Annotated in this window: 21 protein-coding genes; 2 read left to right on the top strand and 19 right to left on the bottom strand. The window is 69.6% G+C overall.

Annotation, left to right across the window (positions count from 1 at the left end):
- Positions 1-11: 11 nt before the first annotated feature.
- From ACZ4D5_RS41895 to ACZ4D5_RS41830, 14 genes are all read right to left on the bottom strand, one after another.
- Positions 12-647: an ATP/GTP-binding protein gene (locus ACZ4D5_RS41895; protein WP_467777782.1), complete on the bottom strand. Its 636-nt coding sequence runs from the start codon at positions 645-647 to the stop codon at positions 12-14.
- Between the two features lie 194 nt (positions 648-841).
- Positions 842-1468 (bottom strand): hypothetical protein, encoded by a 627-nt coding sequence (locus tag ACZ4D5_RS41890; protein ID WP_467777781.1) that lies wholly within the window; start codon positions 1466-1468, stop codon positions 842-844.
- A gap of 1007 nt (positions 1469-2475) precedes the next feature.
- A complete protein-coding gene (locus ACZ4D5_RS41885) occupies positions 2476-2787 on the bottom strand; it encodes a replication initiation protein, RepL2 (protein WP_467777780.1) in 312 nt (103 codons plus the stop codon).
- Positions 2784-3236: a MarR family transcriptional regulator gene (locus tag ACZ4D5_RS41880; protein ID WP_467777779.1), complete on the bottom strand. Its 453-nt coding sequence runs from the start codon at positions 3234-3236 to the stop codon at positions 2784-2786. Before ACZ4D5_RS41880 ends, ACZ4D5_RS41885 begins: the two co-directional genes overlap by 4 nt.
- A gap of 765 nt (positions 3237-4001) precedes the next feature.
- Complete coding sequence (locus tag ACZ4D5_RS41875; RefSeq protein WP_467777778.1) at positions 4002-4631, bottom strand: hypothetical protein; 630 nt, start codon at positions 4629-4631, stop codon at positions 4002-4004.
- Positions 4628-5737: a C40 family peptidase gene (locus tag ACZ4D5_RS41870; protein ID WP_467777777.1), complete on the bottom strand. Its 1110-nt coding sequence runs from the start codon at positions 5735-5737 to the stop codon at positions 4628-4630. Before ACZ4D5_RS41870 ends, ACZ4D5_RS41875 begins: the two co-directional genes overlap by 4 nt.
- Entirely contained in the window at positions 5734-8208 is a 2475-nt protein-coding gene (locus tag ACZ4D5_RS41865; RefSeq protein WP_467777776.1) for a hypothetical protein, read from the bottom strand. The genes ACZ4D5_RS41870 and ACZ4D5_RS41865 overlap by 4 nt, the downstream gene beginning before the upstream one ends.
- Complete coding sequence (locus ACZ4D5_RS41860) at positions 8205-8564, bottom strand: hypothetical protein (RefSeq protein WP_467777775.1); 360 nt, start codon at positions 8562-8564, stop codon at positions 8205-8207. Before ACZ4D5_RS41860 ends, ACZ4D5_RS41865 begins: the two co-directional genes overlap by 4 nt.
- A complete protein-coding gene (locus ACZ4D5_RS41855; protein WP_467777774.1) occupies positions 8557-11205 on the bottom strand; it encodes an ATP-binding protein in 2649 nt (882 codons plus the stop codon). Before ACZ4D5_RS41855 ends, ACZ4D5_RS41860 begins: the two co-directional genes overlap by 8 nt.
- The gene (locus ACZ4D5_RS41850) at positions 11202-11792 is read right to left on the bottom strand and encodes a hypothetical protein (protein WP_467777773.1); all 591 of its coding nucleotides are present in this window, start codon (positions 11790-11792) and stop codon (positions 11202-11204) included. Before ACZ4D5_RS41850 ends, ACZ4D5_RS41855 begins: the two co-directional genes overlap by 4 nt.
- Complete coding sequence (locus tag ACZ4D5_RS41845; RefSeq protein WP_467777772.1) at positions 11789-12118, bottom strand: hypothetical protein; 330 nt, start codon at positions 12116-12118, stop codon at positions 11789-11791. Before ACZ4D5_RS41845 ends, ACZ4D5_RS41850 begins: the two co-directional genes overlap by 4 nt.
- Positions 12115-13221, bottom strand: coding sequence for a conjugal transfer protein (locus ACZ4D5_RS41840; protein ID WP_467777771.1), 1107 nt, complete (start codon positions 13219-13221; stop codon positions 12115-12117). Before ACZ4D5_RS41840 ends, ACZ4D5_RS41845 begins: the two co-directional genes overlap by 4 nt.
- Positions 13222-13894: 673 nt before the next feature.
- Positions 13895-15571, bottom strand: coding sequence for a DUF2637 domain-containing protein (locus tag ACZ4D5_RS41835; RefSeq protein WP_467777770.1), 1677 nt, complete (start codon positions 15569-15571; stop codon positions 13895-13897).
- 160 nt (positions 15572-15731) lie between these two features.
- On the bottom strand, positions 15732-18002 hold the full coding sequence (locus ACZ4D5_RS41830; RefSeq protein ID WP_467777769.1) for a type IV secretory system conjugative DNA transfer family protein: 2271 nt from the start codon (positions 18000-18002) through the stop codon (positions 15732-15734).
- A 1070-nt stretch (positions 18003-19072) separates the two neighbouring features.
- On the opposite strand from ACZ4D5_RS41830, the gene ACZ4D5_RS41825 reads away from it, so the two are divergent.
- On the top strand, positions 19073-20005 hold the full coding sequence (locus tag ACZ4D5_RS41825) for a ParA family protein (protein WP_467777768.1): 933 nt from the start codon (positions 19073-19075) through the stop codon (positions 20003-20005).
- Positions 20005-21090 (top strand): hypothetical protein, encoded by a 1086-nt coding sequence (locus ACZ4D5_RS41820; RefSeq protein ID WP_467777767.1) that lies wholly within the window; start codon positions 20005-20007, stop codon positions 21088-21090. The genes ACZ4D5_RS41825 and ACZ4D5_RS41820 overlap by 1 nt, the downstream gene beginning before the upstream one ends.
- Before the next feature lie 217 nt (positions 21091-21307).
- On the opposite strand, the gene ACZ4D5_RS41815 is transcribed toward ACZ4D5_RS41820, so the two are convergent.
- The 5 genes from ACZ4D5_RS41815 to ACZ4D5_RS41795 all read right to left on the bottom strand — a co-directional run bounded on the left by ACZ4D5_RS41815 (position 21308) and on the right by ACZ4D5_RS41795 (position 25629).
- The gene (locus ACZ4D5_RS41815) at positions 21308-22096 is read right to left on the bottom strand and encodes a hypothetical protein (RefSeq protein WP_467777766.1); all 789 of its coding nucleotides are present in this window, start codon (positions 22094-22096) and stop codon (positions 21308-21310) included.
- Positions 22093-23076 (bottom strand): ParA family protein, encoded by a 984-nt coding sequence (locus ACZ4D5_RS41810; protein ID WP_467777765.1) that lies wholly within the window; start codon positions 23074-23076, stop codon positions 22093-22095. The genes ACZ4D5_RS41815 and ACZ4D5_RS41810 overlap by 4 nt, the downstream gene beginning before the upstream one ends.
- A 565-nt stretch (positions 23077-23641) precedes the next feature.
- A complete protein-coding gene (locus ACZ4D5_RS41805) occupies positions 23642-24319 on the bottom strand; it encodes a GGDEF domain-containing protein (protein ID WP_467777764.1) in 678 nt (225 codons plus the stop codon).
- Between the two features lie 131 nt (positions 24320-24450).
- Positions 24451-24933 carry a hypothetical protein gene (locus tag ACZ4D5_RS41800; protein ID WP_467777763.1) on the bottom strand — a complete coding sequence of 161 codons (483 nt, stop codon included), beginning with the start codon at positions 24931-24933 and terminating at the stop codon, positions 24451-24453.
- Between the two features lie 240 nt (positions 24934-25173).
- Positions 25174-25629, bottom strand: coding sequence for a hypothetical protein (locus ACZ4D5_RS41795; protein ID WP_467777762.1), 456 nt, complete (start codon positions 25627-25629; stop codon positions 25174-25176).
- Positions 25630-25657 lie beyond the last annotated feature (28 nt).

Genomic DNA, 25657 nt, shown 5'->3' with positions numbered 1-25657 from the left:
CCCTTTCCGGGCTAGCCGACGACCTGTACTTCACCGACCGCCACCTGAGCCTGACTCTGACGGACCTCGGTCAACTCGCCCGACTCACCGCCATCGCCGGTGACTTGCCAGTCGATCGCCCACGTCGAAGTGGCCGTCAGCGCGAACTTGCCGCCCGCGGCCTTCGCCGAGGTCTTGGTGTAGCGGTGACCGCAGGTCGGCGACTCCCGCCCGCCATACGACTCCTTGTAGGGCGTCCCCGGACCGGCACACGTCACCGTGGCGCCGTCCCCCATCCGCCAAACGATCTTCTTGACCTTCGCGGTCGCCGTGACCGTCACCCCGCCCGCCGTCGCCGTCGCCGTATTCGGCCCGAACGTCGTCGGCGTCTTGTTCACCCACAACCACATGGGCACCCCCACGACGTACTTCCCAGCCGCACGCGGACTCGCGATATCGGGGCCAACGAGCTTCATCTGGTCCACGGCTTGTTGTGCAACGACTGCCGGGTCAATCTGAGGAGGCTCTTCGCCGTCTTCGATCGCCAGGCCAACGGTCGAGCCGTTCCGGCCGTCCTCTCCCTTGCAGGTTCGTGTGTACGCGGTCTTGCCTTTCCCCGGGTACCACGTGCTACCTGGCGGCGGCTGCTCTTCCAGACGCTCCACCACACACTCGGGAGGTTTGCCGCCGCGAGCGTGGCTTTGCCGACCGGCACCGTCCCCTCCGCTCGGCGGTTTGCTGTCCGTGCTGGCCTCGCACCTGATGACGAGACCGACGGACGAACAGCCGCCGCCTTCGACGGGCTGGGCAGTAGCCGCAGTAGGCAGCAGAGTGAGTACGGCCGCTGCGCCGAGGAAAGCCGTCAGCAGGCGTGGTCCTGCGGCTTGGCGTCGATGATCTTCCACTGCTTCCCCCACTTCTCGGCTTGGACCTTCATGACGTAGCTCTTCAGCCTGTCCTCAGGCATCGGGACGGCCTTGCCGGACTTGCGATAGACGTACTTCCAGTCAGTGACGTCCAGACAGTCGGTCAACTCTGCCCATGGCACCTTCTTGTCCGGCTTGATCTCGGTCACCTTGACCTGATGGCCGGGAGCCCCAGCGGCGACGATTCCCTTTGCTTTGAGGCCCTTGAGATCGTTCTTCGTCTGCGCCCAGGCACCCGCCACGCTGTACGTCGACAGCTTGGTTCCCTCCGGATCTGCCTTGGCATAGGCCTTCACCTGCTCGTCCCACATGCGGGAGTAGGCCTCCGTCACTGCCTTCTTCTCGGCATCCTCGGGGTCAGGCGCAGCCGTCGGAGGCGTGCTCTCCTCTATTGCGCTGGACGCCTTCGGCGTGGGTTCCGCAGCCTCGTCCGACTTGTCGTCATCACCTGAGGAACTGCACGCCGTCAGGACCAGAAGGGCGATCAGAGCAACGCCTGACGCAGCGAGCCGGTTTCGGTAGCGAATGGCGGCATAGGCCGTCGGTCCATCGGCGCGCTTCACGATGCCTCCCCGTAGGTTGGTGCTAGCGAGTCGTGTGTGTGGGCATACCGCGTAGCGCTGGGCGCTCGACGCAGCGTGGTCAAGCTGGGAAAACACAGATGTGTAGTCGTGAGATTACGGTCCGGGCAGCTAAATTCCCAGCGGCTACTGGGTTTTAACTCCTGACACTTGGGACGATCCAGGTCACAGAGTTGCCGAAGTAGGCGCCGAAATCGACAAGTTGCTCTGTGCCTATGCACAGATCCCTGTCATCGCCCCGGTGTTGGCCGCTCCTCATGCCGTGGGGGACGGCAGTCACTCGGGCTCCAATGTGTTGACGATCGGTCGAGCGAAGACCGGGCAGCAGCAGAAGGCGGCCCGCCCCTGGGGATGGACTGGCCGTCTGCGGGTTCGTTCCTCGCTCGTTTGAAGATGGGCCTCTTCCGTCCCTGTTGCCCTCGGTCTCGCGTGTTGGGGGCGGCCGAGGGCTCGGTAGGTCCATCTGGCCTGACGCCAGGTGTTGGCGTTGACGGTGCCGCGGCCGTCGATCTCAACCGCGCGCTGCACACCATCGTGCTCTCCCGGCTGCAGCACCACGCCCCGACCAAGGCATACCCGAGCGGCGCACCGGCGAGGGCAAGACCAGCCGCGAGATCAAACGCTGCCTGAAGTGGGCAGTCGCCCGGCAGATCTTGCTCGGGTGACGAGCAGGTTCGAGTCGGGGTCGCTGAACTGAGGCCACTCGGTGAGGTGCAGCAGCAGGTCGGCGTCCTGGACAGCGGTGACGGGACCGTCGATGTAATCGTGGCCGAGGCGGAGGACTTACACGGCCCCTATCCCCTGGCGACATGAGCCCGCCGCGCGCGAGTTCATCCAGCAGACCCGTAGGGAACTTGGTGTCACTGCCTGAGAAGTGGCCAGCCAGCTGGTTCTGGCACGGCGGCTCATGTACGTGAGGTCAATGAGTACCGCTCCTGAGAGCGGTACTCATTGACCTCACGTACATGAGCCGTGCTTCGTGGGACCGATCAGGTTGCCCGGCGCAGGGGGATGACGACGTCCTCGCCGGTGGCCTTGGGGCTGAGTCGGTAGTAACTGATGTGGGCGAGCCGTTCAGATTCCTCAAGCCAGCCGGTCTCGACGACCTGGCGCCGGGTGCGGGAGAACACGGTTGGGGACATGCCGACGAGCTTCGCCAGATTCGCGCCGGTCTCAATGACGGCGCCGGCCCGGTCGGTGGGGTGCATCGCGTAGAGCATCACGACCAGGCGCTGGTTGGCGGTCATACCGGAGGTGCGGTGGAGGACGTCCAGGAGCTTCTGCTTGTCGTCGTTGTTCACTGGGCCTCCCACATTGCAGGGGTCGTGTTGTCGAAGCCGGGGATGTCTGGCGGGTTGCAGGTCTTGATTGCTTCCCGCTGCTCGATCCCGGGTCCGTGATAAGCAATGTACGGGCTGATCCGGTAGAGCTTGTAGTTGCCGATGCGTCCGCGCTCGACCAGGATGCGCCTCTTGAGCAGCTTCCGGTTGATCTTGCCGACAGCATCGGCGGTCATCCCGACACGCCTGGCGATGTCCGCGCCGGTGGCCCTGAGCGGCGCCATGCCTTCAGGGGAGACACCGATCCACCAGAGCACCAGGAACTTCTGGCTCGGCGTGAACTCCTTGCTCTCCGTGATCGCTTCCACCCTGGCCTTGTCGACCTGCGTGTGACCGCCGGAGAAGGCGTAGGGCGCATATGGGACGGCTTCGCCGGTATCGGCGTCCACCAGTCTGCGTACTGCTCCCAACGGGCCCTCCATCACTGGGCGTTGCCCCGGTGCTCATTCATCACGGCCTCGAGGCTGACCTGATGAACTTAACGTACATGAGCATGGAGTTCATGAACCACGCTCCCAGGGCGTGTCGCTGAACGCAGAGTCGATCAACCACAGCACTGATCACCTGCCAGAGATGGCGTCTACTCATGAACGTGACGTGCATCTACTCCGGTTCAGAAACAGTGGTCCCAGATCCCTCAGCATGAGCACCACGGTTCCCAGATCCGAGTGCCCTGCTCTGGTAAACCTGGTGCACGATGTGCCGATCTGGGTGCAAGATCGGCAGAACCGCATAGGGAACATCGTTCTCGCAGGTCAGAGCCCGATCAGCGGTTGCGCCCTCTTATGCAGTAAGGGACATGTCTTCCACAGCCGCGCCGCCAATGGACGCCGTCCCTCATCCGCCCACCGGGCAAAGCTCAGGCCAGTTCTCCCCTACAGCGCATCCTTGCCCACGGTTCCACCTTCTGGTCGGCTGCAGGCTCTCCGTCACTCCCCCGTCCTCAGCCCACGAAAGCACGCCACGACGCGGCCGCAGCCGACCAGTTGCCCGCCACGTGTGTCTCGATCAGCCCAGGATGTCCCTGACCACGCTGTTCCATTAATTCCCCGGTCCTCCCGCAGCCGCCCCTTCACCGGCACACCCCGTCGGTGCACCGCAGGCCCCCAGGGCCGAGGATGTGCCGACCCTCGGGCGCGAAGAGCGCGAGCGCGACTGCCGTCCTTCATCCGGGGTTACTGCTCTGGCTCCCACTCGTGATCATGGAGGGCGAGGAGGATCTGAGCAGGGCGACCATCCTGCGGTTGGCCTGCCGGGTCAGTTCCGGCCCAGACCAGTTGGACGCGGACGCGGCCCGGGCGGTCGTCGATGCTGCGGGCGATCCCGGCCTGGATGCGTATGTCCCGGTAGGGGGCGCGCAGCGGCTCCTTGGGGAAATAGCTGGGCCACTGCTCGCGTCCCTTGCCGGTGACGTCGGCGCGCAGGATCCGGGAGCCGAGGGCGACGAGCCGCTTCTCCTGGGTGCGGGGCAGGTTGGCCGGTGAGGTGCGGTCCATGAGCCGTTGGACCGCGTGGTCTCCGGCCGGGCCCTCTCCGGGAACCGGGACGTCGGCCGGGTCCGCCGGCGGCGGTACGGAGCTGGGTGGGGGGCGGGTGTCGGGTGCGGCGCTGCGCCGCTGCTCGGGTTCGGGGCGGACAGTGGCGCTGGGCGCCGACGTCGCCGGGGTCTCCGGGTCGGTGTCGTTGCGGTGCTTGCCCGGAGCGGCGGGAACGAGGAGGGCCAGGCCGAGCAGGAGGAGGACGCCAGCGAGCAGGAGCGGCCACAGCGCCGACGGGCGTTTCTGTGTACGGGGGTTGGTGGTCACAGGAGCCGGGCACCCCCGGCAAAACCATGATCCCAAATCGGCTCGACGCGGATCTTCGTGCCGGGCCGGGCGGCGTTGATCATCTGTCCGTCGCCGAGGTAGATGCCGACGTGGTAGATCGAGCTGTCGCTGCCGTAGCCGAAGAAGACGAGGTCGCCGGGCTTGAGGGCCTTGATGCCGCGGCTGGCGGGGATGCGCTTGCCGCGCTGGGACTGCGCTGCGGCGGTGCGCGGCAGGCTTATGCCGACCTTCGCGTAGGCGTAGGTGGTCAGGCCGGAGCAGTCGTATCCGGTGATGCCCGAGCCGGATTTGCCGCTTGGGGAGCAGCAGGAGCCGCGGCTGGGACCTTGTGGGGTGCCGCCGCCCCAGGAGTAGGGGGTGCCGATCTCGTCGAGGGCGGTGGTGATGACGGTGCGGGCGTCTCCCGTGGCTTTCTGGCCGATGCGGATGGTGCCGTCGCCCATCTGGCTGTAGCGGTCGACCCAGGACAGGACGTTGGCAACGTATTCGTTGGACCGGTTGTACTGGAAGATCGCGGCTTTGAGCTGGGAGCGGTCGGTGAGGTTGCGGCCGTTCCCGCACAGGTAGATGGCCGCGCCGAGGGCGGCGTCGTCGGCGTTGTGCGGGTCCTTGGTGCCGTCGCCGTTGCCGTCGGCCGCGTTCGCCTCCCAGGTGGAAGGTAAGAACTGGAAGGGGCCGACGGCCCGTTCGCCACTACCGGTGCCGTCCCACTTCCCCCCGTCGGTGTCCGGGAAGGTGGTCACGTTCCCGCCTTGGCCTGAGCCGTTGAGGAGGACACCGAGGATCTTGGGGCGGATGTCGCCGGAGCTGGAGACTTTGCGGCCGCCTGCGTGGTTGGACTCGATCCGGGCGATGCCCGCCAGGATCGGCCAGCGCATGCCCTTGCACTTGGGGACCTCGTCGGGCAGGCGGGTGGCGGCGTTCTGGTAGGCGGAGAGCATCCGTTGCGGGATGCCGGCGACCTTCCCGACGGTCTCCATGGCCGGTGCGGCGGCGGGTTCGCGGGCGGCGAGAGCCATCACCAGCACGACCGGGGCCGCGAGGACGGCAAGGAGCAGGGTGGCGCAGCCGAGGCGCTTCTTCACCGGCCCTCCCCCGGCTCCTCGCCGTCGCGGCGCTCGCGCTCTTGTGCCTCCCAGATCTCGTCCCAGCGGCCCCGCCGGTCAGCCCGGTCCTCGAACAGGCCCGCGGTGGCGGGCTCGTCGAGGAGCGGGAGGTCCTCGCCAGCCGGGTCGAGCGGCGCGGACCGCTCCTCGATGGACCAGGGGTAGGGGCGGGAGGTGGTGTTGAACAGGTCGATGTGGCCCGGGTCCGCCGTCTCGGGCCGGGGCGGACGCGCGGCGGTGGCGTCGAACAATGGGGCCGAGCTGGGCGGTTCAGGCGTGGTGCGGTCGGCGCTGCGGTGGTGGAAGACGGCGTCGTAGGTGCGGCGTACCGGAGCGGTCAGGTCGCGCGTCCCGTCGCGGGTGTCGCCACCCCACCGCTGGGCGACACCCTGGTAGTGACCGATCTGACGGCCCAGTTCCTGGTTCATCTCGCTGGTGAGGGTGCTCGTGGCGCGGCGGGCGCGGGCCCAGGTGGCGGGCAGGCCGACGGTGGAGTGATAGGCCACCTTGCCGGCGCCGACCGCGATGCGGCCGCCCCGGGTGCGCTTGAGCCCGGCCTCCAGGCGGCTGCCGATCGGGGTGAACTGGTCACCGCCGCCGCTGATGATGCGCCCGGTGTGGCCGTCGATGACTGTCGGCGCCGTCGTGCCGCCGGGGGTGCCCGGCCGTGTCTGCGGGCCGGGGCGCCGGGGGCCGATGAGGGCGGTGTGCGCGGCGCGGGCGCCCAGCGCGAGCGGGGCCAGGGCGCGGCGGCCTTCGGCGCGGGCCTCGGCGAGCAGTGCGCCGGGGTGGGCGGGCAGGCCGGTGGGATCGTTCAGGGCCCGTAGGCTGGCGGTGAGTCCGGTATGGCGGCTCAGGAAGGACTGGTGCGCGGGCGAAGTACCGCCGCCGGCATAGCCGAGGGAGGACATGGCGGCCGCGGTGGCGGCGGCGTTGTCGCCCATGGTGTGGCTGCCGCCGATGCGGGCGTAGCGCATCCGCTCGGCGAAGCGGCGCCCGATCTGGCTGCTCTTGCGCAGCATGATGCGGTGCCCGGCCAGCGCGGTGACGGCCAGGCCGACGAGGGTGAGCAGCCGCTCCATCATCGGCGTTGAGTTGTCGGCCAGCAGCGCGCGAGCGGCGATGCCGAAGAACGGGATGAAGACCGCGACGCCGAAGAGGGTGATGCAGGCTGCGGCGTAGAGGCCGCCCCACTTCCACAGGGCTTGGCGGTTGGGGCCGGGCAGCATGGCCCAGGCGAAGACGAGGATGGCCGCCGCGGCCGCGAGCACACAGCCGAACTGCGCGGCGAACAGCGCCAGCGCCATGGCCAGGATGACGACGGCGATGATGAGGGTGACGATCAGGACCAGCACCGCGCCGAACAGACGCTCCCAGGGGACCGTCTTGCCGTAGGCGGCGGCCGCCTCGCCCTCCTTGCCCTGCTCCTTCATCTCCTGCTGGGAGGGGAAGGCGTCCTCATTCCTTTCGCAGTACTTATGGGCAGGCCCCTTGATGTCACTGCAGTCCCGGTCACTCTTGGTCGAGGGCGGATCGACGATCCTCTTGTGGACCTTGTAGAGCGGGCTGTCCTTCTGAACGACCTGGCCGTACTGCAGCAGCATGTAGGGCTGCACGACGAGGGTGTCGGTGAGCGTGCGTGTGATCGGCCGGGACACGTCCGCGGCCGCCAGCGGCCGCTCGCCGCTGATGCAGGTGTCCCGGGCCGGTCCGGCCACCGCGGCGCAGTCGGCCGCCCGCTGCTTCTTCCGCTCGGCCGCCGCAGCGCCGGGGTTGGCCTGTGCGCTTCGGCAGGAGTTCTGCGCGGGGCCGGGCACCAGGTCGCACGGGTCGGCACCCTTGGTCTTGTCGCCGCCGTTGGCGGTGATGGCCGCGGCTTCCAGGGCGGCGCGCTGGGTCTGCTGGACCGGCCCGTCGTGGCCCAGCAGCATCGCGGGACGGATCAGGGTGCTCGCGGCGAGCGCGGCGATCAGAAGGGTCAGCAGGATCTCGCCCGCCCCCCGCGCCACCCGCCCCCGCATGATCAGAACGAGGCCGAAGGCGAAGCTCCAGGCGAGGAAGGTGCCTGCCATGCCGAGCGGGCCGATGATCTCGCGCTCATAGGCGTCAGAGATCGTCTGCGCGGGCCCGGCCAGCTTCTCCAGCACCGGGAACCGGTAGGCCCAGTCGATCAGCCAGCAGCAAAAACCCACCACCGTGCGGGAGATCGCGAAACTGCCGGACATCAAGAACCGCATGACGGTCTCGATCACGCCCTCGCCGTCGGAGGTGAGCTCGTACCGGGACAGCGGCGCGCCCTCGGTGGTGGTGACGTCGAGCGGGTCGAGCAGGCCGCCGGAGTCGGCGCCGTCCGCGGCGAAGGAGGGGGCGGTGCCGGCGGACAGGAGGAGCACGGTCAGGGCTGCGACAGTCCCGGCCGCCTTCCACCGGCGGAAGTTGGCGGCGGTCATGACGTGCTCCGGCGGCGTACGAGGAGAACCGCCACGCCCAGCAGCGCCGGAGCCAGCAGCACCGCGCCCACCATCCGCACCGGGTGCACTTCGGCATCGGGGTCGCTGCGCAGGCAGTAGGCCTTGGCGGGGCCGACGATCAGGTCGCAGGCCTCGCTGTCGGCGGTGGGCTGGGCGGGGGCCGAGTGCGACGTCGCGGCGGGCGCGGCGGGCGCGGCGGTGAAGGCCTCGCCGATGCGCGGCAGCAGGAGGCGCGGGGCCAGGAGCACGACGCTTACGACGGCCGCGACGGCCAGGAGCAGGAGCAGCGTCGCAGCGCGGTGGTGGCGCGGGCGGGAGACTCGGGGGTTACGCATCGCGGGCTCCGGTGGTCGTCAGGGCGGCGGGGGCAGGAGGGGTGGGCGGCGGTTGCTCGCCGCCGGGGGGCGGTGAGTTGGTGTCCTCGGGGGTGGTGAAGATGGCGTCGAGGAGGCGGTCCACGTTGGGCACGAGGGCTTTGAAGCGGCCGATCTGCATGCGCGGGTCGCGGCCGAGGAACTCGCCGGCCCGCTCGCGCTTCCCGAACGGGGACAGGTCGGTGGTGACCATGCGCAGGAGTTCCTCGTCGTCGCCGGGCAGTCCGAGCCATTCCAGGCCGCGCGCGGCGAGTTCGGGGTCGGCGGTGCGGGACAGGAAGCGGTAGGCGAGCAGGCCGCGGCCGGTGGAGGTGCCGAGCTCACGCACGTCGTGGCAGCCGAGCGCTACCCCCGCGCCGTGCTTGCGGCCGTCGAAGACGACTTCGTCCACCAGGGCCTGGCCCTCGGCGGAGGAGGTCAGCCAGTACGCCTCGTCCAGCGGAATCAGGGTGAACCGCGGGTCGGTGAACGCGGTCTCGCGGGCGATGGCGGCGATCAGGTAGAGCACGGCGCGGCCGATGAGGGCCTCCAGCGGCTGATTGCGCATCAGCTCGGGGTTGGTGACCGCCTCGCGGGGCGGCAGGGTCAGTCCCGTGGTGGTGATGACGACGAAGTCGCTGGCAACGTCCGAGGACAGGTCCAGCGGGGGCAGTTCGGGGTCGAAGACGGAGGCGGCGAGCGGCTCGTCGGCGGCGACCTGCAGCCACTCGACCAGGGCGGCGGCCCGCAGTGCGCGCGGCCCCTCGCCCGCGGCCATCTCCTCCAGGGCGACGACGACCTTGGCCATGCACGGCACCGCCGACTCAGCGGCTTGCTTGACCGCGGCTTTCAGCAGCGCGCCGTGTTCGGTCATCGGCCCCACGCCGAGCTGCACGGTGAGGTAGCTGAGCGCATAGCGCGCGCCGACGGCCGGGTCGGCGAACACCCGCAGCGGGTCGATGGACAGTTCGGCCGCGGCCGCGTCCACGACCTGGCTGCGGCCCGCGGCCGCGGAGGATGCGAAGGCGGCCCATTCGCGGCGCTTGGTGCGGTCGATGGCGATGACCCGCCCGCCGCGATCGACGATGGCGCTGGAGATCAGTTTGAGCAGGACGCTCTTGCCGCCGCCCAGGTCCCCGGAGACGCCGAACGACGCGCTGGCGTTCTGGATGGGTGCGTCGGCGATGTCCAGCAGGGTGGCGGTGACAGTGCCGACGTCCTGACTGAAGCCGACCATCACGCCGGTCGGGTCGCCGAAGGAGGTGCCGGTGATCGCGCCGTGCATCGCCCAGTCCTCGCCGAGCTGGTGCTGGACGTACTGGCGGACGGCGGGCGGCGTCGCCGTGGCGGGCAGCGTGAGCGAGAAGAGTTCCTCCTGCCCGCCGACCGGGCGCACCAGGCGGTAGTTGGCGCCCTTCAGGCGGGCCTGCAGAGCGCCGGCCCGCCGGTCGCACTCGGCGGCGGTGTCGGCCCACACCGTCATGACGGTCACGGACTGGACCTCGACCTCCACGCTGGTGCGGGCGGCGCGCGCGCCGAGGTCGCCGAGGTCCTCGGCGGCGTCGTGGATGTCCTCGGGCAGACCGGTGGCGCGCTGCGCGGCGTACTGATCCGCCTGGTCGACGAGATCGCGCTTCTTCTTCTTGACCTCGTCCAGGACCTTCTCGGTGGGCACGAGCTTGAGGTCGACCACCCAGTCCACGCCGAACGGCATGCGATCCAGCGAGGCGAGGAAGTCGCCGGAGGCGGCGGAGAACTTTCGCGGCATCTCCGCCAGCGCCATCTGCGCCTGATAGGAGGTGCCCGCCTCGGACTCGACCTGCAGCCACCGACGCCCCACCCGCCCGGCACGCCCCTTGCCGCTCTTGCCGCGCGGACGGGCGGACTTCACTGCCTTGGCATGAGGCTCGTCCTGGCCGCCTTCCAGCAGCCGCACCTGCCCGAGATCGGCATGCGAGGGGGCCCGCAGCGCCCCGCCCACCAGACGGCTGCCGCGCAGCGTCGAGCGTTCCGCCTCGGCCAGCAGCGGCTCCTCCAGACCGCGCGCGAGCGCGTGCTGGTGCATCCACACGATCTCCGCCGGGCTCGCCGGGGACATCTCCAGACCGCCGCCGAGCTCGGCCGCCAGCTGGCGGGCGCGCTGCTGGTACTCGGCCACCTCGTGAGCCGGCACCGGCGCCGGGGGCAGACCCAGCAGCGCCGACAGCTCGCCCCAGGCCGAGGCGAAAGCCGCGGACAACTCCGCCCGCGCCCCGCCCACTTCCAGCGGCACCGCCAGCCACAGCGTGCGCCGGTGCATCTCCACCGGCGAGGCCAGGTCGTCCCCGGCCAGCAGCCGCAGCTGCGCCTCGGCGACCTCGGCCCAGTGCGGGCGCCTGCGGTGGTCGATGCCGGCGAGGGTGTGCGCCACGACCTCGCCCGGGTCCGTGCGGGCGCACAGCCCGTACAGGCGGGCCGCGCCCGGCAGCGAGCGCACCAGGGCGGTCATGCGGTGCTGCAGTTCCTCGCGAGGGCCGGTGGCCATGTAGCGCGAGCCCTGCGGGGTGAGGGACCAGATGCCGAACACCGCGCCCGTGTTGGTCCACACGATGTTGTCCACGACGTGCCGGATGGCGAGCTTCATCGGCGGGCCTCCATTCGCTCGCGCAGCAGCTGCTGCAGCGGCGTCGGCACCGGCTGTGCGAGGGCCGCAGCCGCGGGAGCCGCGGCGCGGGGGCGGGCCGTGCGGCGCCTGCGGCGCGCGGGCTTCGTACGCGACGGGGCATCCCTCTTGCTGTGCTTGGTGGGGGTGCGGTCCGCGGTAGCCGGGTCAGGGGCCGTGGTGGTGTGCTCGATGAGGAAGGTGCCACCCAGGGCCTGCGCCCGGGGCGGGCGCACGGTGCGCCCGTTGATGCGGCCGCCCGCGGGCTGCAGCGCGAACTGCAGCCAGCCCAGGGCCACCCACAGCGGGGAGCGGCCGCCCATACGCGAGGCGCGGGCCAGCCAGACCGCCACCCCGAGCACGATCAGCGGCGCGGGCCCCAGGGTCGGCGCCCACCACGAGAACGTCTTGATCAGCGCGTAGATACCGACGGCCGCGATGGTCAACTGGGCCGGGGTATAGGGGCCCAGCGGCAGCGTCCAGTCACCGATCTTGCCCAGGACCCAGGGATGGCGACGGGCGCGGGTGTAGGTGCGACCGATCCGCACCGGGGTGGCGGGGCTGTTCATGCGCGCCCACCCCCCGCAGAGGGCTCCGGTGCCCTTTCCGGGCCGGTGCCGGGGTACTGCGGAGCGTGCACGGCCGGGGCGCCGACGTTGAGAAGTTCGTTCTTGAAAGCCTCGGACAGGTCGTTGCGGCCGTTGTAGATGCCGTTGGCGATGACGAAGCCGATCAGGGCGCCGATGCCTGCCTTCAGGGAGAACTTCTTGATGATCGTGACGACGACGATCGCCAGCAGGCCGAACTTGAGACCTTGGGTGGCCCAGCTGGTGCCGACGTCGAAGAGGTTGTCGCCGATGTCGGAGAACTCAGCGGCCAGAGTGATCGTGTTCATCGCTGCGCCTCCTGAGCGGCCACGGTGGTGAGGGTTTGTGCGCCGGTCTCCGGGCGCACGCGGGTGCCGGCGGCCGAGGTCGTGCCGGTGTGCTTGGGGCGGCGCGTGTTCTTGGCGCCGGCATCCTCGAGTCCGGACTGCAGGGCGAGGACCTCCCAGCGCCCGTCGCGCGCGGCGAGGGTGAGGGCGTAGGACAGCGGCCACTGCCCGCCGTCGGCGTCGCTCGCGGTGATCTGCACCAGGAGCCGGGCCTTCGCGCCATCTGCGCTGGGCTTGCCGTCGGTCTGCTGCTGGGCGCGGACCTCGTCGACCTGGACCGCGTCGAACGGCGACGGGCCGCGCAGCGCGGGCAGCGAGGTGCCCGGAGCGAGGTAGCGGTCGGCGCCCTCGGCCGCGCCGAGGTAGGCGGTCAGGAACTCCCCCGCCGTCACCGCGAGGGCCGAGTCGGCGGGCACCTCGGTGCCGTACGCGGAGTCAGGGGCATCGAGTGTGCGCGGCGCGGTCACCTCCATCGGCGCGGCGGGCACGACGAATCCGAAGGAGGCGCCGGGCGCGGCGCCCGCGTTCTTCACGACGAGCGGCACCGCGAAGTACCGCAGGCCGCCCTCTCCCTCGCTCGTGCCGCTCTTCCCGCCGCGCGTGGCCGACGCCTTGAACTGGACGGCGACCGTGACCGACCACGCGCTGCCGCCCTGGTGCACGCTGCGCACCACCGTGATGCGGTCGGCGGCCGGGGCGTGCTTGCCCCAGGACGGTGCCTGCACGGCGGGCGCCATCGCGCGCAGCTGCCGGGCGGCCGGGCTCTCCTCGCCGTGACCGGCTCGCAGCCATACGTCCACGAACAGCTCGGCGTAGCCGCCCGGATCGGTCATGGGCGTCTTGGCGGTGTCGGACTGCGTGACCGGTGCGGGCCGGGTGTGCACGACCGCGTCGGGGCGGGCACAGCTGGCGATCAGCGCGAGCGGTCCGGCGGCCACCGCCACCCACACCGCCGCGCGCACCAGTTGGGTGCGGCGGATCGGCAGTGACCGGGCGTGCGGCGCGCTGGGGGCTTCCTCGGGCTTCGGGTTGCGCCGGGATCGGCGCGGGACGGTGGCGGGCATGGACGGCTCCTCGGTGCGGAAGTTCTGGTGCCGTCACTGTTCGCCCGTGCTCTTACCGCCTCGCTTTCCACCAGAGCCCCTGAGCTGTCACGAGGTCATAACTCCTGCCGTGGTGAGCCGTGGTAAGCGGGCTCTGACCTGGTGGTAAGCGGGGCGGGAGGCGGCCCTTCTCGGTGGTAAGCGGGGCCGGTTGTCCGTTCACCACCGCAGGTCACCGGACGTGGGTGAGGCGTGTGCTGGCCGCGGTGACGCCGTTCTCCGCGGCGCAGGCCCCTGCCCCACCGCCCAGCGGGCGGTGTCGTGTCCGGTCGAACCGAGGTAGCGCGCGGCTGGGTCTCTCGCGTTCCAGAATTCTGGAACGCGCCCCTCTCGGGGCGTGACTGGCGCGAGGCCAGGAAGCGGTGGCCGTACCGGCAGTGGGCGGGCTGAGCGGTCACGCACGGACTGACCGGTGGGCCCGGATCGGTCATGACCGGTGACCGATCGCCCGTCAATCGGTCACCGGCCGTCGGTCACGACAGGGCCTTGGGATCGGTCATGACCGATCCCAAGGCCCTGCGGAGCGGACCGGTCACGGCCCCCGACGGGTGCGCCGTCGGGGGCCATCGGTCATCGCACGAGAGGTCGGAGCGCGGTCACGACCGCCGCTGTGGGGTGGAGGGGTGAGGGGCGGTCAGGGGGTGCGCACGGAGCGCAGATGCGTGCGGCCCTGCTCCTGGCGCAGCTTCTCCCGGCGCTCCTTCGCCTTGCGCACGGCCCGCTGTCCGGTGCTGGGCGACACCCCCAAACGGCGCGCCGCCTCCGCACCGGAGAGCTTCTTACCGGCGGCCTCGAACTCCGCTAGCCACTCGATGACCTGGTGGATACGCCCCTCCTCCTCGTCGACGCCATCGTCTGCCGGCGCCTGTTCCGGCACGCGGGCGGTGGCCTCCCCGGTGTCGGTCACCGTCGCCTCCCATGTCTGTGCCGCGTCGGTCTGGGCCGTGACCGGTCGCTCGGACGCCCTGCCCACCGCCGTCTGCGGGGGCACGTGCACGGTGGCCGTGACCGGTTCGGTGGCCGCGGTCGACGGAGCGACCGGCTCGGCAGTAGGCGTCTCGGTGGCGGGCGGGTGGGGCGCTGTCGAGGTGCCGAAGAAGGGGTGACCGACCGGATCGGTCACGTGCTCCGGAGCCTCGACAGCCGCGTCGGACGGGACTGAAGAGACCGGGGGAACCGAATCGGTCACGCTCTCGTGCCCGGCATCGGGCGTGACCGGCATGACCGGTTCCTCGGGCCGTCCGGTCAGCCCGGCCTCGAACCACTGGGCGAAGGCGTCGAGGTCTGCGGGCGCGGTGTCCGCGGGAACGGTCACGCCGTACCAGGCGGCGGCCGCCCCGACGAGCTCCTGCCAGCCCGGGTACTCGAACTCCGGATCATCGTCCCGGTACGCGTTGACGAAGGCGACGAAGAGGTCGTACAGCCACTGCTCACTGATGACGACCGGGTCCGGGTCTGGCACCTCCTCGGCTCGCTGCAGCGGCTCCTCGGAGGCGGGGGCGGCGACGTCCTCGGCGACCCGCTCCAGGGTGACCTCCTGGTCCTCGGCCGCCGCCTCGGCAGGCAGCTCGCGCGTGCTCTCGGCCGGGACCAGTTCCGTCGGGAGCTCGATGCCCGCCGCGGCGAGGCCTGCGGGGGCGGTCTTGGTGAGCGGCACACCGTAGCGGGCCAGACGCAGCGGCATCATCGACTCCACCGGGGCCTTGCGGCGCCAGGAGCGGCCGTACCGGGCCTGGAGGCGGGCCTGGTAGACGAGGCGGTCCTGCTCCAGCTTGATGACCTGCTCGTAGGAGCGGAGCTCCCACAGTTTCATGCGGCGCCACAACTTGAAGGTGGGGATGGGCGAGAGCAGCCAGCGCGTGAGGCGTACGCCCTCCATGTGCTTGTCGGCGGTGATGTCCGCGATCCGGCCCACCGCGTGCCGCGCGGCCTCGACCGCGACGACGAAGAGCAGCGGGATCACCGCGTGCATGCCCACGCCCACCGGGTCGCCCCAGCTGCTCGCGGAGTTGAAGACGATCGTGGCTGCCGTGAGCAGCCATGCCGTCTGGCGCAGCAGCGGGAAGGGGATGCGGAGCCAGGTGAGCAGCAGGTCCAGGGCGAGCAGGACGCAGATGCCCGCGTCGATGCCGATGGGGAAGAAGTACGAGAAGCCGCCGAACCCCTTCTTCTCGGCGAGCTCGCGCACGGCCGCGTACGATCCCGCGAAGCCGATCCCGGCGATGATGACCGCCCCGGTGACGACCACACCGATCAGGATCCGGTGCGCCCGGCTCAGCTCGATGGGCCTCTTGCCGTTCCCCGCAGTCACTTCTGGTGCCACTCCCCTACTTGAATCACGCACCTGAGCAGCCCTCACAATTTCATGGACACGCTGGGGTCGGGGAGCCCAGGCACGGTGCTGGCCTTTCACGGTTGTGTTCTGGGGGCCTGCGTGCGGATGGGGACGGCGGTTCGGCATGCGCTTGTTCTCACGGACTCGGAGTGGCGTTGAGCCGGAGCGCGCTCACCAGGGTCCACCACTGCGTCAGTTCCTTGGCGGTGTAGTAGGTGATGCCGTCGACCGTGACGCCTTCGGGCAATTCCACGCCGTTCCGCCTGGCCCGGGCCAGGCGTTTGCGGGCTGCGCCGTAGGTGATGGGCAGGATCTGGGCCTCGCAGGCCTGCCTGAGATTGAAGACCGGCAGCTGGGCCTCTTCGGCCTGGTCGACCTGATCGCCGTGGTGAGTGGCGGCTGAGGCGTCTTGGTAAGTGGCGTCGTTCGATGGGACATCGGATGGGACATCAGTCGTGGTGAGTTGTCCCGTCACACGCTCTGACCTGGACGAAGGAGCGTCAGGTGCCAGGATTACCCGCCCGGTCACAAGGGTCACACCCCGCATGAAGGCGGCGCCCGGCAGGAAGTCGGCGATCGCCAGTTCCTGTTCCGCCTCGCGCAGCGTGGCGTCGGTAATCCAAGGGGCGAGATGGCCCTGGGTGTGCCAGGACGGGGCCGGCGTGCAGGCGCGCAGGTAGTCGCGGGCGTAGGGGGTGATGTAGGCGTACTGGATCTCTTCGATGTCCTGGGAGCCGGTGACGCCGATGACGCCGCGTCCTTTGATGTCGTGCCGGTAGTCCACCCGCGGGGCGTCCAGCCCGTAGGTCACGCCCCACTTGGGGTTGGAGGCCGGGCCGACGATGCCCTTGGTGCCCACCAGGTCGCGGGTCTCGGTGTCGCCGAACAGCTCGCGGGTGAAGGTGTGCGCCCCGATGACGATCTTGTGGTTGGCGGAGCGGCCTTGCATCAGGATCATGTGGAACCAGGCCTCGAAGGGAGGCATGCCCTTGGCGTTCAGGCCGTACTTCCACCAGATCTTGGCGGACTTCACGAAGGACGCGAACTCGTCGATGACCAGGATCCGGCCCGGCAGTTGATCGCCCTCCGGGGTGCCTTGCAGCGCTTCGGCGGCTTTCATCGAGACGTAGAACTCGGCCATGCACGCCACGGCCTGACGGCCCGTCTTGTGGACGCGGATGCCGGACTCCCCCTCGATGTCCTTGAACGCGGCCGCCTTCATGGTGATGCAGTCGACCAGGGCGCCGTGCTGGCGGCCGTGCACCACCGGGATCAGCAGGCATGTTGTTTTGCCGTCACCGGTGCCGCCGGAGATGCCCCAGTGCGGGGTCTCGGTCTCGGTGTCGACGTAGCGAGGGCCGCGGAAGGTCTCCCCGACATAGGCGCGGGCCGGATCATCGGAGGGGATCCAGTCCACCCTGGTCGGCAGTTCCGGGTCCGGCGGGTCCGGCGGCTTGGGGGTGAACACCACATACGGGTCACGGCCGCGAGGCACGTAGGCGGACATCCATTGGCCCGGGAGACGGGAGTGGATGACATAGGCCAGCGCCGCGCGTTCCTTCTCCGTGCCGATCCAGCGCAGCGGCAGACGAATCACCACGCGGGCGCTCTCCTGGGAGAGGTCGTCGGGCAGGCGGATCCAGTGGGCCTGCCCGCGGGCCTGGTCCTCCTCGGAGAGCCGCAGAAGCTGCACCAGTGCCGCCCACAGACCGGCACCGTAGGTCTGGGCATCGGTGCGGTGGCCGCCTTTACGGAAGGCGACCGCGAAGAGGGCGACGAGGGCCGCGGTGAGGGTGAGTGCCCCTGCGCTCCACCAGGGGCCAGCCCAAAGTGCGGTCGCGCTCGCCAGCGCGCTGGTCCGCGCGGCAGCGCGGGCGATCCCGGGCCAGCAGTGCCAGACCGTCATGGCCCGCCGGCCCCGCTCTGAGAACAGGCGGGCGCCCCTCGCGGAATGAGGGGGCCCCGCTGAGGAGTCTTGCTCGATGGTGTCGTCGTCCGTGGTGTCCGCGGGTGCGACGAGGGTGTCCAAGGGTGCCTCCTTGCGGAGGGCGCCGGACTTTAAGAAGCGGGCCTCGCTTTTCGCTTCACCCCACAAGGGCTGCCCCGACACGAAGCGGCCGGCACCGTCGAGCAGTCCCCCGACCGCGACCGTCAGCCCTTCGCCGAGCGCATCAGCCGTCCCGTCCAGGCCTGCGCGTTGCTTCTTGCCCTGCGCTTCCAGACGACGCGCCCCGATCGCGAACAGGACGCCCAGCAGCACGATGCCGCAGGCACCCCAGATCTGCAGCTCGGTGCCGCTGTCGGGCAGGACGGCCACCAACCAGCCAGTGAAGCGGTCTCCAAGGCCCGCGGTCACCGACCGGTCAGGTGGCTGGTCTGCAGCCAGGGATGTCAGGGCGTGGGTCATACGTGCACAACTCCTCTCCCGCTATGCGGCCGCTGATCCGTGATCGCAGCAGCAGCAGCTGACCGAGCCGGCGAGCACAGAGGAACAGCTGCACACGGGACCGGCTCGTGCGAGCGCACAACGCCCGCACGCGGATGATGACCGGCTTCCTTCACCACAGGACTGACCACCAACGGCCGTCCGCGGTCACAACTGGGTCTCTATCGCAGTGGTAAGCGCGGAAGGACTCCGTCTGCTTCAGCAACTCAACTGGACCTCCACCGCACCCGAGCTCGTGACCAGGCACTGCTCCGCGACGAGCGGCTGACGTCACCGAGTCCCTTCACCCCGAGCAAGACATCCAGCCCTCGGCGATGCCGCCGGGGGCTTCGTGCTTTCTGGAGGATGGACGTGCCCACCTACGAAGCCACGCTCCGTTTCACCATTGACCTGGATCGTCTCCACCCCGAGCAGCGTCACCGCTTCCACTGCGTCGTCACTCGGGCGTTCGTGCCTGACCTCCGCACGGGTCGCTTCCGCGCAGGCCTGCGCATCAAGCGCGTCCGGTGCGCGCCGGGCGTCTACGAGCTCACCTGGGCGTCGGACGGGCGCGCGACGTGGTCGTATGGCCGAGAGCAGATAGTGGGGCTCGGCACATCGTGTGGCACCGGATCGGCACTCACAGCATTCTTGACCGGCCTCTGGCAGAGGGTGCCTGACAGCCCTGCAGAGTACGCCTCAGGGATCTTGGCATCGTCCTGGATGGTGGTCCGGCGGCCACGACTGTGTGGTGAGCACCGGGGAATGGGTGCGGCGGCGGTGGAAGCCGCCCTCGCACCGGAAGGTTTCCGCCCGATGCGACACGATTCAACCGCTGTGGTCCAACTCACTTACGGACAACTCGTGAGGAGTTCGGCGGCCAACCCCGAACGTGCTGCGCCGGATTGAGACGAGACCGCGTCAATCTCCACTCCCCAATTGGGGAGTGGAATCGTGCGCGGCCGTTGGTTCCGGGCCCTGCTGTGCCAGGATGCCGAGGGTCACCCTGGAGTTCTGGGGTGTCAGGAATGTGTACGAGGAGGCCACTTCAGATGCTGGGCGAAGTCTTGGAGTCCATCGAGCCGCCCGAAGAGTCCGAGATGATCGGAACGGGCAAGGGCGGGGTGGGCAAGAGCACTCTTGCCGCGCATCGTGCCGCCTGGCACGCCTCCCTGGGACGGCGCACGCTGCTCATCTTGGTCACGAGCCAGGACGATGACGATCTCGGTATCGAGCGTTACGATCGCGGCATCCACCCCGAGGGGGCCTCGGTCCTGAAGGGCAGGGGCCTGTACCAGGCCATCCACGACCGCACGCCGCTGCGCCCGGTGCGCGAGGTGCGACCCAACCTGGATGTCGTGCCCGGCGGCGAAGCGGTCGGTGACCTGCTGACCCTGTTGACGGCCCGAATGCCGTCCGAAGGTGTGCACGTGGTGGCTTCGCTGGCCCGATGTCTGGCTCCCATCGCCCACTGGTACGACCGGGTCGTCTTCGACAGTGCGCCGGAGCAGGACAGCCTCGAGCAGCTCGCGCTGGCCGCCGCGCGCCGTTTGTTGGTCCCGACGCGATCCGATGTGTCATCGATACGCGGTATGAAGCGCATCGCGCGGAACTACAAGCTCGTGCGTCAGCAGGTCAATCCGCGTATCCAGGTCGCGGGTGCCTGCCTGTACGGCTCGAATCCGTCGGCCACCCAGCTCCATGAGGAAGTTCGGGGCAAGGTCGCCTCGATTCTCGGGCCCCGCACGCCGATGCTCCGCACCGTGGTCGGCTACCGGGAGACGCCTGCGGTCAATGCCAGGGATAAAGGGCTGACGTTCTCCGAGTACGCGGCACTGCTGGCGACGAGCGCCAAGTCGTATGACGTTGCCGCGGGTCGGGCGAAGCGGTCAGACGTCGTACCCGAGTCGATCAAGCCGCTCGCGGGGGAGATGGACCAGCTGAATCAGGAAATCGACAAGCTGTATGAAGGAGTGGGTACCTGATGTCCGGCGCGTTCGACGACGAGGGGCAGACCGATCAGCCCGGGGGGGTGTTCGACGAGGGAGGGGCGGTCGGCCAAGCCACGGGTCTGCTGGGCAGCGGCCTGGCGACCGTCATGCAGAATGCCCAGGTCGTCGTCAAGGACCGCGTGGGAACCTCGCTGGAGAGTATTCCGGCTCCGCGTCCGCCAGCCTCCGAGGGCCCGCTGACCCCGGAGGAGCAGGAAGCGTACGAGGCGTGCAAGGCGGGCGTCGACAACCTGAGTGTCGCCTTCTGGGTCGCCGGGAAGTCACTGGAGACGATGCTGCAAGGCAACCTCCATCGCGAAGAGGAGATCAAGAACTTCGCTGAGTTCGTATTTGCGCGGTGGGAGATCTCGGAGTCGCAGACGTTCCGGCTGATCGAGTCCTGGCGCGTCGGTGAGGAGCTGTCGAAGCTCGGCCACCGGCCAAAGGAGGGCCAGGTTCGGGAGCTGGGCTCCGTCACGAAGAAGGCTGGCGCGCTCGCGGCCGCCACGGTCTACGACACTGTCGTGCGAGCCGGCGAGCGGCCAACGGGCAAGCGTCTGGCCGAGGTCGTGCGCAAGCTGCCACCGCTCACGCAGGAGTCGACCCGTTCGGAGATCGACGGCCTCGTGCGCGAGATCCTCGCCGAGCCCGAGCGGACGGAGGCGTCCTCCGTGGGCGCTGGAGGGCAAGAGCACCCTGCTGGGGGGTCCGCTGAGCAGCAGGGTTCTGAGCAGAACGTCTTCACCATCACGACGGTCGGCTCCGAGCCGGGCACCGACTCCCCAAATGGGGAGTGGGCCGAACCAGACCCCTCCCCCAACGACCGCTCCCCCAAGGGCCCCTCCGGCAGTCCGACCACGGCCACGGCCAGCAGCGAGCCACGTGTCGATAACGCAGCAGATCTCCGGTCCCTTATCGAGACGCTGCGCAACCTGGAAGACGTGGACCGGCGCACCAGCAAGGCCGCGGTGCGGCGGGCTTTGGAGCACGATGACGAGCGGGCACGCAGCGTCATCGCGGGCATCGAGGCCGCGCTGAACCGAATCGAGCGGACCGTGAGTGTCCGCACCAGCAACTGACCGCGCCCCGGAAGCGGGTCAGAGCCATGTGTGGCTCTGACCCGCTTTCTCCTGTACCGGCCGTGCCCTCCACGATGCCTGGTGCCCACTCCCCAATTGGGGAGTGGGCCTGCCACCGGTGACGGCACCTCCCGATGGTCCTGTGGATCAGGGCTGTTGTCACCAGCTCCCTACCGCGTGCTGCCGCTTCGGGCGACCCGTTCCTCTACCTATTCCTCTACTTAGAAGTGCGGCGGCTGGCTGGCAGGGCGGGGAGGAACGCGTCCAGGAGCGCGTTCATGAAGGCGCTTCGATTGTCGAAGGCGTACGCGTCGGCGTAGCTGTCGTAGACGTGGAGCTCCTGCGGTGATGGGCGAAACGACTGCTGTGTGCCCTGTTTGAGGGCGCCACGGTCGACGCGGCGTGCAGGCACGTCTCCGAACAGGCCGTCGGGGTCGGCGTCCTCTTCGCTGACGGGTTGCTGGCGGTGCCGGGTCTCCTCGCGCAGCTCGGCCCAGAGATTGTGCTTCTTGGCATGGAGAAACGCGCGGCGCACGACCACGGCGTTGGTCGGCTCCCACCCGGTTTGGGTCTTGCACATCGTCTGGTAGTGGCTGAAGCGCTCTCGAACCTGACGCTCCACCATGACAGTGCAGGGGCCAGGCCTGTTGTCTGCGACCGCTGCGGCGAGCTCGGGGATGTGGACCGCTGCGGGAGCCGGATCAGCCACTGGCATCTCGGGCGACGTGCCAGCAGTGGGAGCTGCCACTGCCGCTGATGTTCCGCCTGAAGAGGCCAGGGGCCGCAGAGAGGCGGCGGTCTCCCCTCCCCCGCCGTCAGGCGCGGCGGGGGCCTCCGTAACGGTGTGGGGGGTTCGGGAGCGTGGGGCGAAGGCGGCGGCGACGGTGCCCGCGTCCAGACCGAATGCGTCAAGCGCATCGTCGTCGGGCAGACCGCCCCGCTTTCCCGCGCCCGTCGACGTCGCCTTCGTCGTGACCTTCGTGCTCTTCGTGGTCGTCTTGTTCATGAGCTTCCCTTCTGGGCGCGATCCGCGTGGTCGAGGGCGGCCTTGCGTTCAAGAACCTCCATCGACAGAGAGCGGTAGTCGCCGGCCAACGCCTTCATAGAGCGCTTCAGCGCAGGGGCCAGAGCATCGTCGGTAGCGAGCTCGTGGGGCAGCCGCCCCTGTGTGCGGCATTCGACCGCGGCGGACTCGACGTGCCGGATCGTCTGGTCCATCACGGGCGCCGCGCCCTTGAGGTCACCGGCAAGCTGATCGCGGATGTTGCTCTGGACACGGGTCGCCGAGGTGTTTCCGCCGAAGAGCACCACACCCATGAGCCTAATGGTCGGGTTGAGGCGGAGGGCCTGGGCGAAGCGCCGGGCGACGGTACGCAGTCCCTTGCGGGAGGACGGGTCGCTACGGGAAGGGATGAGCGTCATCTCGCCCGCGACGAGGGCCTGGAGCTGGAGCGGGCCGCAGCCGGGCGCAACATCCAGGATCACCACGTCGTACAGGTGACGAACCTCGTCGATCTTCTCGGCGTACATCCCCATCCACGCCATCTGCTCTTCCGGGTCGTCGCTGGTGGCCGCCTGGCGCCGCTGGCAGTACAGCTCTTCCACGATGGCGTCGAGGCAAGCTCCACCGGGGACGATGTGCAGGCCTGGGCGCGCCTCGCCGGTCGGGGTGAGGGTCTTGCCCTCCAGCAGGGCGGCTGCCTGGGCCTGGCCGCCGTCGTCGAGCCCGGTACCGTCCAGGCCGAGATCCTCGGCCAGGTTTCCCTGCTCATCTATCTCAATGAGCAGGACGCACAGCCCGGTCCTGGCCAGAGCCGCAGCGAGGGCGGCGGACAGGCTGCTCTTACCGACTCCCCCCTTGCCGTTCACGATGACGATGACCTTGCGGTCATGCACGCCCTCGGCGATGTGCTGGAGGCGGCGTCGCAGCGCGGCCTTCACCTTGCCGAGGTCGACGATGTGGAATCTGACGGTGCGCAAGGCCACGCACACCACCTCCTGTCACGCAGCGGAGATCATCTGATGATCGACGCTATGGACGTTGGTGGGCGGGCCGGGTATGACACGCGGCAGCATCGCCGTGAGCCCAATGTCGACCACCCAGTTGGAGGCAGCCGTCGCCGGATTAGCGAGAGGACCTGTGTGCTCGACGACTGACACAGCGGCTAGCGTCCCGGCTAGCGCGGCGGCTAGCACCACGTCTCGTACGTCGACTAGCCCGCGGTGTAGTGCGCTAGAGGGCAGCGCAATGTGCTCCCCGGAGGCAGGGACCGCGTCCGGGTACAAGAAGGCCCTCGTGCAGCCACCGGGCTGCGCGAGGGCCATCGTTGGATCGCCGACTGAGCTCGGCGTGCTGGATCTATGTCCAGGACGTGTTGCCGCTTGCGGGACGGGCGGCAACCTGTCTCAGGAGGGAGGCGAAGCCGGCCTGCTGCTTCGGCTGTGCGGGAGTGGTCGTGACGAGGTGGAGCAGAAGTGCCAGGAGAAGAAGTTGCGCGCGACCTGTACGGCCGAGCGCAGCTCAGGGGAGGTGGGTTGTGGTGTCGGGCGTTCAGACAGCGCGTCTCCAGGCGGATGTGCCCAGTCGGCCTGCCCGGCGACCGTTTACGGACCGCGTCTCGGCGTGCGCGGTGGTCGCCTGGACTACGCGCCCCGAGTGCTTGCCCTCGTATAGGGCAGCGTCAGCCGCCCTCTGTACCAGAGCCAGGTCACTGCTGCCGACGGCGTGCGGTGTCGCGGTGCCGACCGAGGCGGCGACGTCGATGGTGCGCCCGCAGTGGAGGACGACGGGCGTGTGGAGCTTCCGGACCAGTTGCTCCAGGCGGTGCTCGCGCCGGTCGGCGGGCAGCTCCAGGACGACGGCGAACTCATCGCCCCCGAGCCTGCCGATTGCGGCCCGTGGGCCGGCCCAGGCAGTGAGCCGCGCCGCGATCTCCGCGAGGACGGTGTCACCTGCTGGGTGGCCCTCGCGGTCGTTGATCTTCTTGAAGTGGTCGGCGTCGACCATGACCACGACTGCGGTGTCGTGGTGACGGGCCAGGAGCCGACGGGCTCGGGCCGCGTAGGCGTCACGGCGAAGAAGACCAGTCAGCGGGTCCTTCCGGGTGGCGGCAAGCCGCTTGTGCAGCGTGATGGCGTGCACGCCCCACCCGGCCAACGGCACGGCAACACTGCTGATCACAAGAGTGCGCGGGCCGATCCGGCCTGGAATGCGCAGTACGGAAGCCATAGTGGGGCCTCCCTCTCGTCTCGTATGGGATGGGTGAACCCGGGGCAGCTGTCGGAGCCGGTCAAGCAGGGCAGCTGCCCCGGGGGAGAGCTATAACTCGACGTCACCTGTGTGCAGCGCGTCGGTCTTCTTCACTGCTCGCGCGAGAGGATCACGCGTGTCTCGGGGACCTGCGGGGACTCGGGGGTGAAGACGGCCGTGCCGCCCAGGTGGGTGATGGCGCGCGCCGCGCCGAGAAGGGCGTTGAAGCGGTTGTGGAGGCGTCGCGCGTCGGCCAGGAAACTGCCACGCGCCCAGTGCCGGTCCATGGCGTTGATCGCGTCCGTGAGCCACTTGATCTCGTGCCGGAAGAGCGGGATTCGGGCGCGCTGCCGGTCGGGCTCGACGGCGGACGCGGCGCCGGCCCTCTGGTACAGCACCGCAATCACGTCGTGCACGGTGAGCAGCCGCAGCTCGGGGCCGTAGTACGAGGTTTCCCTCCAGGTTCGGCGCAGCCGATCCGCTTCGAGTAACGCCCGTTCCAGTTCGGCGAGTTCATCCAAGCTGATCGCGATGGCCTCCGGCTGCTCGGTTTTCGGGGTGGAGGTCGGGTTGGGCTGGTTCCTGCGGAACACGGGTTCCTCCGTCGCTTGGGCAGGGGGTGGGTAGGGCCGGTCGGCCTGCCCGGGCCTCGCCCCGTCCCGGACGTGCGGGAGGGCGAGGACCAGACGGATCGGCCGGAGAGAGGTACTCAGAAACGCTGATGGCCTGCGTCCAGGCCGAGGGAATTCGCCCCCTGGAGCAGCACCTCGTGCCGCAACGGGTGGCGCGGGCTGTGTGAGCGGGATCCAGCTCGACGGCCGCGGCAGTGGGGCTCAGGAAGTCGGCGTGTGCCGCGGCGCGTTCGCCGTGAGGGTGAGCATGTGGACGTTGCCCGAGGTGTGGGTCACCCGCCGTGCTGTGACCCGCCCGTCGGCGCGCAGCGTCCTGATCGCGGTACGGACGGCGGAGAGGGGCAGGGCGGTGGCGCGGTGGATGGCGGGCGCGCTGGTCTCGCCCTCGATCGTGTTCAGGTGGGCGAGAACCGCGGCGAGCACGTCGGCAGGCGCGTGCGGTGGGGCGGCGGTGCGGGTGGGCTGGATGCGGCCGGGGCAGGAAGCGGCGACGCGGCAGCCGTCGCAGACGCGGGCGGCCGCGCGCAGGAGTCGGGCGGGCACCGTGCCTGCGTGGTCTGCGACGGCGTCGAAAGGGTCCCGGTCGGTGACGCAGGCGGCGGCTCCGATGTCGGAGAAGGTAGGGGCGCGTTGGAGGAGGGGCAGCGACACGGTCATGAGCTCCCTTCGTGACGGGGGCGGGGAA

This window comes from Streptomyces sp. NPDC025651 (assembly GCF_055558735.1).
Note: the sequence above shows the minus strand (reverse complement) of the source record. Positions and strands in the feature narration are given on the sequence as shown.